Source organism: Dactylosporangium sp. NPDC000555, assembly GCF_040300025.1.
Classification (GTDB): domain Bacteria; phylum Actinomycetota; class Actinomycetes; order Mycobacteriales; family Micromonosporaceae; genus Dactylosporangium.
The window spans coordinates 31,004-41,450 of sequence record NZ_JBEPDB010000082.1; the positions used below are offsets into that span (position 1 = coordinate 31,004).

Sequence of the window (10,447 nt, forward strand, 5' to 3'; positions counted from 1 at the left end):
CTCCATTGGGCGTGCGCACTGGGGCGTGCGTCCATCACCCCCTGGAGTTTCGCATGAAGGTGCCTGGCGGCGATCCCGTCGCTCCCTCTCCGTCACGCCGCCGGTTCGCCGCGGCCGCTGCACTGCTACTGCCGCTCGGCCTGCTCGTCGCCGCGACCACCGCGAGCGCCGCGCCGCCGTCCGGCGATTTCAGCTCCTCATTCGAGTCGAACGACCCACGACCCGCGACGAGTGCCGTCGAAGTCGACACGGCAGGCAGGCCGGTCCAGGCGAATGTGAGCGGATCGAGCCCCAGCGGACTACCCGGCAGCCTGCTCGGCAAGGTCAGCGCGGTGGCCGCGAGCGCTGAGAACCCGCCGAACGAGACCGCGGTGAAGCTCACGGATGGCAATCCGTCGACCAAGTGGCTGGCGTTCAACCCGACCGGCTGGGTCTCCTACCGGCTGACCGAGCCCGCGGTGGTCGTGCGGTACTCGCTGACGTCCGCGGACGACGCGAAGAACCGCGACCCCAAGGACTTCACGGTGCAGGGGTCCAACGACGGCACCACGTGGACCGACCTGGACCGGCAGACGGGACAGAGCTTCAGCGGGCGGTTCGCCACCAACACCTACAGCTTCACCAACACGACCCCCTACGGCTACTACCGGCTGAACATCACCGCCAACTCCGGTGACTCGCTCGTCCAGCTCGCCGACTGGGACATCAGCGACGGCTCGAACGTCCGGCCGCCGGCCACCCCGATGGTCAGCGTCGTGGGGACCGGGCCGGCCAGCGGCTACAACATGAAGCCGGGCGCCGGATTCACCGGGCTGGCCTCGCTGCGGTACGCGGGCGGCGCGGAGGCCGACGGCCGCTCGTACGCGACCAACAAGCTGTTCGACGTGAACATCCCGGTCGGACCGGCGACCCGGCTGTCCTACAAGGTCTTCCCCGAGTTCACCCGGCAGGACGCCCAGTACCCGTCCACCTACGTAGCCGTCGACCTGCACTTCACCGACGGCAGCTACCTCAGCGGGCTTTCGCCGATCGACCAGCACGGGTACCCGCTCACCGCCGCCGGGCAGGGCGCCTCCAAGGTGCTCTACGCCGACCAGTGGAACGCGGTGCAGTCCGACATCGGGGCGGTCGCGAAGGGCAAGACGATCGACCGCGTGCTGCTCGCCTACGACGATCCCCAGGCCACCGCCGCGACCCGTTTCCAGGGCTGGATCGACGACATCACGGTGGCGGCCGCGCCGACGCCGATCGACGGCTCCAGCCTGACCAACTACGTGGACACCCGGCGCGGGACCAACGCGTCCGGATCGTTCTCGCGCGGCAACAACCTGCCGATCTCGGCGGTACCGAACGGCTTCAACTTCTTCACGCCGGTGACCAACGCCACCTCTAACTCGTGGGAGTACGAGTACCAGCGGGCCAACAACGCGGCCAACCTGCCCACGCTGCAGGGACTCGCGATCTCGCACCAGCCGAGCCCGTGGATGGGCGACCGCAACCAGATGTCGGTCATGCCCGTGCCGGCCGGCGGATCCCTCACCGGGACGCCCAGCAGCCGGGCCCTCGCCTTCAGCCACAACGACGAGATCGCGCGGCCGGACCTCTACCGGGTCAGGCTGCAGAACGGCCTGATCGCGCAGATGTCGCCGACCGACCACGGCGGGATCATGCAGTTCACCTTCCCGTCCGGGCCGGCCACCGGAAGCCTCGTCTTCTACAACGGCACGTTCACCATCGGCCGGGACGGCACGTTCACCGGCTGGGTCGACAACGGAAGCGGCCTGTCGGTCGGTCGCAGCCGGATGTTCGTGTCCGGCACCTTCGACCGGGCGCCGACGGCGTCCTCCGCCACGGCCGCCACCTTCGACATCTCGGCGGATCAGCAGGTGACGCTGCGCCTCGCGACGTCGTTCATCTCCGTCGAACAGGCCCGCCGGAACCTCGACCTGGAGGTCACCGGCCGTAGCTTCGAGCAGATCCGCGCCGCCGCGACCGCGGCCTGGAAGGATCGGCTCGGCCGGGTCGAGGTCCGCGGCGCGACCGAGACGCAGCTGGTGACGCTCTACTCGAACCTGTACCGCCTGAACCTGTACCCGAACTCGCAGTCGGAGAACACCGGCACCGCCGCCGCACCGCGCTGGCAGTACGCGAGCCCGGTCTCGCCGCCGACCGGCACCTCGACCGCCACCACGACCGGCGCGAAGATCGTCGACGGGCAGATCTACGTCAACAACGGGTTCTGGGACACCTACCGCACCGTCTGGCCGGCGTACTCGCTGCTGTACCCGGACGTCGCGGCCCGGATCGCCGACGGGTTCGTCCAGCAGTACCGCGACGGCGGGTGGATCGCCCGCTGGTCCTCGCCCGGTTACGCCGATCTGATGACCGGTACCAGCGCGGACGTCGCGCTCGCCGCCGCGTACCTCAACGGCGTCACGCTGCCCGACGCGCTCGGCGCGTACAACGCGGCGGTCAAGGACGCGACGGTCGCGTCCGGGCGCAGCGGTGTCGGCCGCAAGGGCATCGAAACCTCGCTGTTCCTCGGCTACACGCCGACCTCCACGGGCGAGTCGGTGTCGTGGGCGCTGGAAGGCTTCATCAACGACTACGGCATCGGCAACATGGCCGCCGCCCTGGCCAAGGACCCGGCCACGCCGAAGCCGGAGCGGGACCGGCTCAAGGAGGAGTCGCAGTACTTCCTGCAGCGTGCCCGCAACTACGTCAACCTCTTCGACGCGAAGACGAAGTTCTTCCAGGGACGCGACGCCGCCGGCAACTTCCTCGCCGGCAACCCGCTGGACTGGGGCGGCGTCTACACCGAGACCAACGGCTGGAACTTCGCGTTCACCGCGCAGCAGGACGGCCAGGGACTGGCCAACCTGTACGGCGGGCAGCAGGCGCTGAAGCGGAAGCTGGACGAGTTCTTCGCCACGCCGGAGAACGCCGACCGTCCCGGCGGGTACGGCGGCACGATCCACGAGATGCTGGAGGCGCGCGCGGTGCGCATGGGCCAGCTCGGCATGAGCAACCAGCCGTCGCACCACATTCCGTACATGTACAACTTCGTCGGCGCGCCGGCCAAGACGCAGGCGATCGTGCGGGAGATCCTGCAGCGCCTCTACGTCGGCAGCGAGATCGGCCAGGGCTACCTGGGTGACGAGGACAACGGCGAGCTTTCGGCGTGGCACATCCTCAGCTCGCTCGGCATCTACCCGCTGCAGGTCGGCTCGTCCAACTGGGCCATCGGTTCGCCGCAGTTCAGCCAGATGACCGTCCGCCGGCAGAGCGGCGACATCGTCGTCAACGCGGCCGGCAACAGCACGAAGAACGTGTACGTGCAGAGCGTGACGGTCAACGGAAAGAAGCAGAAGGTAACGTCCATCGACTCGTCCGCCCTCGTCCGCGGCGGCACCATCGACTTCCAGATGGGGCCGAACCCGTCGTCGTGGGGCACCGGCAACAACGAAGCACCGCCGTCGCTGACCAACGGCAACGCGGTGCCGAAGCCGCTGCAGGACAGCACCGGCCCCGGGCTCGGCACCGCGACCGCGAGCGGCGGGCAGGACGCGTCGAAGCTCTTCGACGACTCGTCGGCCACGCAGATGACGTTCGCCTCCGACACGCCGCAGATCACCTGGGCGTACCGCGGCGGCAAGCAGGCCCCGACGTACTACACCCTTACCTCGGGTGCGAGCGCGGGCGACCCGGCGGACTGGCAGTTGCAGGGCTCCGGCGACGGGATCACCTGGACCACCGTCGACTCCCGCAGCGGCGAGGTGTTCCCGTGGCGCAACCAGACCAGGCCGTTCCGGATGGCCAATCCGGGGCAGTTCGCGCAGTTCCGCCTGGTCGTGACGAAGACCGCCGGCGCCGCGCGGACGAACCTCGCCGAGATCGAGTTGCTCGCCGGCGGCGACGTCCAGCTCGGTGGCGGCGCCGTCGAGGTCACCGCCGCGGGCACCGTGCACGCGATGTCCGACGTCGCGGTGTCGGTGCCGCTGGCCACCGTCACCGGGGGCACCGCGAGCGCCTACCGGGCCACGATCGACTGGGGTGACGGCTCACCGGTCACCACCGGCACGCCGAGCATGAGCTCGCGGGCCGTGTACGGGATCAGCGGCTCGCACACCTACGCCAAGCCGGGCTACTACCAGGCCGCCGTCACGGTGACCGACGGCACCAGCCAGGCCTCGGCGACGGTCGGCGTCGAGGTGGCCTACGTGCCGAAGTCCAGCCTCACCGCCGCCTTCGACACCGTCTGCATCGGCGACGACGGCGTCCTCGCGGCAAACTGCGACGCCAAGTCGTGGGCGTACTCGCGCTCCGCCCTCGCGGCGGCCGGCGTGACCCAGGGCGAGCGGCGCGGGGTGCCCGGAACGGCGCTGCACTTCACGATGCCCGCCACCCCGGCCGGGCAGCCGGACAACGCGACCGGCAACGGCAGGACGATCGCGCTCAACCTGCCGTCCGACGCGACGAGCATCTCGTTCATCGGCGCCGGCACGCAGGGCAACCAGAGCACCACCGGCACGGCGAGGTTCAGCGACGGCAGCACCGCCGCCATCCCGATCCAGATGAGTGACTGGACGCTGGGCGGCAACGCGAACGGCACGCCGTCCTACGGCAACATCGTCGTCGCCAAGGCCGCGTACCGACTGCTCGGCACGAGCCGGGACGGCGCGCAACCGTTCCTGTTCGCCACCGCGCCGTACCGGATCCCGGCGGGCAAGACGCTCGTCTCGGTGACCCTGCCGACGCAGGCCGGCGACCCCGGCTCGGCGGGCAGGATCCACGTGTTCGCCGTCGCCGACGACGGCACGCCCGCCGCGGCGTTGGCGACGACGGCCCCGAAGGACCAGACGGCCGTCGCCGGGCAGCCGCTCTCCGCCGCCCTCGGTTCGGTGACCGGTGGCGTCACCGGCTCGACCGGCTACCAATCCCGTGTCCAGTGGGGTGACGGCACGGTTCCGCAGGACGCTGCGGTCGGCGCGTCCGGTGCGATCAGCGGACAGCACACGTACGCGCGGGTGGGCACGTATACGGTGCACGTCACCACGTGGGACACGTTGTCGAGCCGCACCGAGACGTTCACCGTGACGGTGGCGGGAGCCGGGTCGCAGCCGGCGATCTCGGTGTCGGAATCCGTCGGTGCCGGGGACGCGATCACCGTCAGCGGCACCGGATTCGCCGCCGGCGAGCAGGTGAGCGTCACGCTCGGCGACGGCGCGGCGGGCAACGTGACCGTCGCGGCCTCCGCGGCGGGAGCGGTGCGTGCGTCGATCGCGGCGCCCCGTGACGCGGAAGCGGGCCGGTATGCCGTCACCGCCGTGGGCGCGTCCTCGCGGACGCCGGCGACCGCCACCGTCGAGATGACCGAGCGGCCGGCCCGGCCGGCGTACCAACCGCAGGTGACGCTGTCGGCCGCCTCGGGGCCGCGCGGTACGGCGATCACCGTCGACGGATCCGGGTTCGCGCGGAACGAGGCTGTCACGATCAGCTTCGGTGACGGCCTCGCCGCCATGACCGTCCACGCGAACGGCGACGGCGTCGTCTCGGGCGTGACCATCAGTGTTCCGGGTGCGGCGGTGCCGGGTCCGACCGGCATCACGCTGGCCGGCGCCGAGTCGGCGGCCCGGGTCGCACTGCCCTTCACGGTCACCGGCCCGAACTGAGCCGAGGGGGGCAAGCCGCCGGTGAGCGAGCCCGCTCACCGGCGGCTTTGCCATACGTTTCAGGGTTTTCGTACCGATAGATCCCTATGGTCATTTGGCGCAAGTAGATCTTCCTTTCGGCATCAATAGCTTGATATCAATCTCCGAACACCACCCTCCACAACAGGAGTGCGACGTGCGGAGATCCCGACTCGTTACCCTCACCCTGAGCCTGGCGGCCGCCCTCGGCGCGACGTTCGCGACCGCGGCGCCTGCCAGCGCCGCCGTCACCGATCGCTACGTCGCCCTCGGCGACTCGTATGCCTCCGGTGTCGGCGCCGACAACTACACCGCCGAGAGCGGTTCGTGCCAGCGCAGCACCAACGCCTACTCCGCCCTGTACAACGCCAACGTCAAGCCCGCCTCGTACCGCTCGGTCGCCTGCTCCGGCGCCACGACGGCCGACGTGATCAACACCCAGCTCTCGGCCCTGTCGTCGACCACCACCCTGGTCAGCGTCACCATCGGCGGCAACGACATCGGGTTCACCAGCATCATGAGCACCTGCGTGCTGTCCGGCGAGACCGAGTGCATCGCCGCCGTGCAGGCCGCCGAGAACAAGGTGCGCAGCCAACTGCCCGCGAAGCTCGCCGGCGTCTACAACGGCATCAAGGGCCGGTCGCCTTCGGCCCGCGTCGTGGTCGTCGGCTACCCGGTCTTCTACCAGCTCGGTACCGTCTGCATCGGCCTGAGCGCGAACTCCCGCGCGAAGATCAACGAGGGTATCAACCTGCTCGACGACGTCACCAGGACAGCAGCCACGGCGGCCGGGTTCAAGTTCGCCGACGTGCGGTCGGTCTTCGTCGGCCACCAGCTCTGCAGCTACGGCGAGAAGTGGCTGCACGCGCTCAACTACGCCAGCCTCGGCATCTCCTACCATCCGACCGCGGCCGGCCAGGCCGGCGGCCTCTACCCGGTCTTCCGCTCCGCCGCCGGCTGACCGGCGCCCGCGCCCGGGCGGGTCCACCCCGCCCGGACGCGTGAGCGGTCCGGCCGCGCTACCGACGAGTCAGAGCCGTGCCAACTGCCGGCTTCTGACATGGCTGGCAAGGAACAGTGCGGCGACCATGGCGAGCAGGACGTAAGACGCCGGCATCGGATGAAAGACGAACCGCGTGCCCGAGCCCTGCGTGTCATCGAATGGCCGGAAGCCAACGGTGCTCTGCAACGCGGCGGCCACCAACAGGCAAGCGGCCGCGATCGGTATCCGCGGATCGAGCGCCACCCCGATCAGGCTCGTGAGCACGAAGCCCGCGACGACCGCCACGGCCACCGGCTCCGGCCCGTGCTGCATCGCCACCACTGCCGGCGCCACCAGCAGCCACTCCACCGAGCGCGGCTGCCGCGCCGATCGGAACCGGACGGCCAGAACGGCAAGCGCGACCACGGCCGTGCCCAACGGCCACGACAGCCAATGATCCGGCAGGAGTGCGGTCAGCCAGGCAGTCGTCAGTACCAGCGCGACGATCCACCGGCTCCGTAACGTTGCGACGATTCCGGGCAGCGCGAGGAGCACCGTGATGCCCGCCTGGACCGACCACACCCGATCCCAGATGAACTCGGAGACGAGCCCGGCCAAGGCGTAACCGAGCAGCAGCAGCGCGCCCATCTGCAAGCCCTCCGACCACACCGCGCCGGGCGTTCGGCACCGGGCGGCGTCGAGCCGCGCGAGCACCCCTTGCGCCAGCATGCTCGCCGCTTCGCGCCCGCTCGGCCAGCGTTGCTCCGGCGACGCGTCGTCAAGCACGGTGCCGAGCAGTTCGTCGCCACGCCGTTCGCGGTACTCGGACGGGTAGGCCAGCAGCAGGAGTCGGTAGCGCCGGGTGAGGACCTCGCCCATACGAGGCTCGGGGCCGCTCATGCCGGCCTCGCGACATTCGTGTCGAGCACGCGCCGGCGCAGCGCCTGGTTGGTCACGATTTTCGCGGCGGTCGCGAGTCGGACGGCCTCCGCCTGCACCGTGTCCGTGCCGTTCGGGGTCAGCGCGTAGTAGCGACGCGCCCGGCCGTTGACGATCTCCTCGCTGACCACCTCAACCAGCCCGGCCTCGGTCAGCCGGTCGAGCACCGCGTAGAGCGAGCCGGCCGCGAGTCGCACCGCCTCACCGGAGAGCGTCTCGACCCGCTTGATGATGACGTAGCCGTGTAGTGGACCGTCGAGCAGCGCGGCCAGCACGAAGTAGCTCGGTGCACTGAGCACCGGACCTCGAATAGTCATGTCAGAAGACTATGAAACAACCTGACATATAGCAATGCCGTGCCGCCTACAGTCCTGGCGCATCGATCGTTCGGGGGCAAATGAGGACTGTTCGGTCGGGAATGGGCCGGCCGGTGCGACGGGTACTATCGACGACCGCAGGCCGACCGACCCGCGGACAGGGGAACGGGATGATCGATACGACGCCGCCGGCCAGGTCGGCGGAGGGTGGGACCGTGACCCGGATCTCCGTCGCGTTCGCCGGCGAGGGATCGGGGGAGGACGAGCTGTCCTGGGGCCAGCGTGAGATCTGGGAGGCACTGGTCGCCCAGCGGAGCTGGATGCCGATGGGCGGCACGCTGCCCCTGCCGCCCGGGCACACTGTCGAGGACACCGTCGAGCGGCTGCGCTACCAGATGTCCCGATACCAGTCGATGCGCACCCGGCTGCGGTTCGCGGCGGACGGCACGCCACGGCAGGTGGTGCACGACTCCGGCGAGATCACCCTGGAGGTCGTCGAGGCCGGCCCGGCGGACCCCTACGAGGTCGCCCTGGCCGTACAACGGCGGTACGAGCAGACCGAATTCGACTTCGCCGGCGAGTGGCCGCTGCGGATGGCCGTGGTGCAGCAGGACGGCACGCCGACGCACCTGGTGGCCATCATGACCCACTTCGTCATGGACGGTGGCGGCGCGGCGATCATGCTGGCCGAGGAGGACCGGCACGAGACCGCCCCGGTGCGGGGGATGCAGGCCCTGGAGCAGGTCCAATGGCAGCGCTCGCCGGCCGGGCAGCGGCTGAGCGGCGCGGCGATTCGCTACTGGGAGGCCACGCTGCGGACCATCCCGGCGCGCCGGTTCGCCGGGGCGAGCGACCCGCGGACACCGCGATACTGGCGGGGCGAGTTCAGCTCGGCGGCGCTCCCGCTCGCCGTGCAGTCGATCGCCGCCCGGACGCAGGTGGACGCGACCACGGTCATGCTGACCGCCTGCGCGGTGGCGTCGGTCCGCGTCTGCGGCGTCAACCCGTTAGCGACCCGGCTGGTGTCGAGCAACCGCTTCCGCCCGGGCCTGGCCGAGATCGTGGGACCGGTGTCGCAGAGCGCGCTGTGTGCGATGGATGTGGCCGGGCTGCCGTTCGACGAGGCTTTGGAGCGGGTCCGGCGCGCGTCGGTGCTGGCATACAAGCACGGGTACTACGACCGGGCCCGGCTGGAGGAGATCAGCGCGGCGATCGCGCGTGAGCGGGGCCCGGAGTTCGACCTCGACTGGTTCTACAACAACCGCCGGGGCCCGGTCGACCCGTCGCCGGTCGACCCGTCGCTGGTGCGGGCGGCGCTGCCGCGCTCGGCGTTCCGCTGGACGATCAAACGCGACGAGGTCTACGCGCGGATGTTCCTCAACGTCGACGACGAGTCGGCGGAGACAGTACGACTGCGCATCGAGATAGACACCCACCATCTGCCGCCGACGGCCGCCGAGGCGCTGCTGCGCGGCATGGAAGAGGTGGCGGTCGAGGCCGCGATCGGGCATGCCGGGTGATCAAAACCGGCACACCGCATGGGTGTCGCGCAGTACGATCTGGCGGACCATCACCCAATCAGGAAGAACTCGATGAAGTTTGCATTGGGACGGGCCGCGGCGCTGATCGTCGCGGCCTCCGTCATGTTCGGGGCCGGTGCTTGTGGCAACAGCGGCGATGACAGCGCCACGCCCGGCGCCCCGTCGACCACCTCCTCCAAGGCGCCGGAGTCGAAGGACGTGCTCCTGGGCTCCCTGTCGGAGTACGACAAGGGTGTGTACGCGGTGGAGTTCTCCGGGCTCGACGGCTCCGGACAGGCCACGGTCGACGCGCCCAAGAAGCAGGCGTACGTCAAGACGATCTCCACAGACCCCGACGCGAAGTTCGCGATGGAGCTGCTGGTGATCGAGCCGGACGCCTACGTGAAGATGGACATGGGTGATCTCGCCAAGCTCCCCGGGATGCAGCAGCTGAACGGTAAGACCTGGATGCACGTCGATCGCACAAAGGTCAAGGACGACGGCAGCGTGATCGTCAAGATCGGCGAGGCCGACCTGCTCGACCTCAAATCGCTGCTGCAGAGCGCGCAGTCGGTGCAGCCGGCCGGCGACCACAAGTACAGCGGCACGCTCGACCTCGCCAAGGGCGAGAACTCGCCGATGACCGACGAGGCCGTCGTCAAGGCGCTGGGGGAGAAGGCGGGCAGCGTGCCGTTCACCGCGACCCTCGACGCCGATGGCCACTTCACCGAACTGCTCATCGACGTTCCGGCCGCGGGCGACAAGAAGGCACACCAGCTCAAGCTGACCCTGTCCAAGTACGGGACCGCGACCGTGCCGGCCAAGCCCACCGGTAAGGCAGTGATCGAGGCTCCGGCCAAGGCGTACGACATCCTCAACGGCTGATTCCACCCGGCCCGGCGGCGCCCGTTCCCAAGCGCGGGGGCCCCCCGCCCCGGGGGGGGGGGCGGGCATACGAAGAGCGAGGGGGTCGGCGAGATTGTTTCGCGAAACGGGTTG

At 70.0% G+C, this 10,447-nt stretch carries 6 protein-coding genes; 4 read left to right on the forward strand and 2 right to left on the reverse strand.

The genetic code is table 11. The features are described 5' to 3' along the window. The first annotated feature begins 53 nt into the window (after window positions 1-53). Both ABT297_RS34565 and ABT297_RS34570 read left to right on the forward strand, forming a co-directional pair. Entirely contained in the window at window positions 54-5,672 is a 5,619-nt protein-coding gene (locus ABT297_RS34565) for a GH92 family glycosyl hydrolase (RefSeq protein ID WP_350556683.1), read from the forward strand. Window positions 5,673-5,847: 175 nt separating this feature from the next. Continuing rightward, a complete protein-coding gene (locus ABT297_RS34570) occupies window positions 5,848-6,651 on the forward strand; it encodes an SGNH/GDSL hydrolase family protein (protein ID WP_350556684.1) in 804 nt (267 codons plus the stop codon). 69 nt (window positions 6,652-6,720) lie between these two features. On the opposite strand, the gene ABT297_RS34575 is transcribed toward ABT297_RS34570, so the two are convergent. Then, window positions 6,721-7,551, reverse strand: coding sequence for a hypothetical protein (locus tag ABT297_RS34575; RefSeq protein WP_350556685.1), 831 nt, complete (start codon window positions 7,549-7,551; stop codon window positions 6,721-6,723). A gap of 17 nt (window positions 7,552-7,568) precedes the next feature. Further along, a complete protein-coding gene (locus ABT297_RS34580; protein WP_350556686.1) occupies window positions 7,569-7,928 on the reverse strand; it encodes a PadR family transcriptional regulator in 360 nt (119 codons plus the stop codon). 215 nt (window positions 7,929-8,143) lie between these two features. On the opposite strand from ABT297_RS34580, the gene ABT297_RS34585 reads away from it, so the two are divergent. Further along, window positions 8,144-9,448, forward strand: coding sequence for a condensation domain-containing protein (locus ABT297_RS34585; protein WP_350556687.1), 1,305 nt, complete (start codon window positions 8,144-8,146; stop codon window positions 9,446-9,448). 72 nt (window positions 9,449-9,520) lie between these two features. Further along, window positions 9,521-10,333 carry a hypothetical protein gene (locus ABT297_RS34590; RefSeq protein ID WP_350556688.1) on the forward strand — a complete coding sequence of 271 codons (813 nt, stop codon included), beginning with the start codon at window positions 9,521-9,523 and terminating at the stop codon, window positions 10,331-10,333. Window positions 10,334-10,447 lie beyond the last annotated feature (114 nt).